The following is a 290-nucleotide window of genomic DNA, read 5'->3' on the forward strand; positions in this document are numbered from 1 at the left end:
TCTTGCCGTTGAAGCGCAGAATGGCGCCCCAGCCGCCAGGCCCGGGATTGCCCGAGCAAGCGCCGTCGGTGAAGATTTCAACCTGCTTGGTCATTTGAGCCCGTATTCGGATGGCGATCTGATCGCGCGATGGAATCGCATGCGGCGGATATATTCGGTCGGATCGCGCTTCATCACCAGCCCGCCATCGGGAATGGTCAGCCAGTCATAGAGGCGGGTCAGCATGAAGCGAAGCGCCGAGCCGCGCGCCAGGATCGGCAGCGCCGCTTTCTCATCGGCCGAGAGCGGCC

General features: G+C 63.4%; 1 protein-coding gene and 1 pseudogene. Both read right to left on the bottom strand.

Annotated elements, in window-relative coordinates; genetic code table 11:
• A partial coding sequence (locus EN857_RS34145) for an RNase H family protein (RefSeq protein ID WP_348630926.1) occupies positions 1-94 on the bottom strand: 94 nt, incomplete at its 3' end.
• Positions 91-290 (bottom strand): annotated as a pseudogene (locus EN857_RS34150) (homoserine kinase); the annotation flags it as partial. The gene EN857_RS34145 and the pseudogene EN857_RS34150, both read right to left, overlap by 4 nt.

The sequence above is a fragment of the Mesorhizobium sp. M4B.F.Ca.ET.214.01.1.1 genome (assembly GCF_004791545.1).
GTDB lineage: Bacteria > Pseudomonadota > Alphaproteobacteria > Rhizobiales > Rhizobiaceae > Mesorhizobium > Mesorhizobium abyssinicae.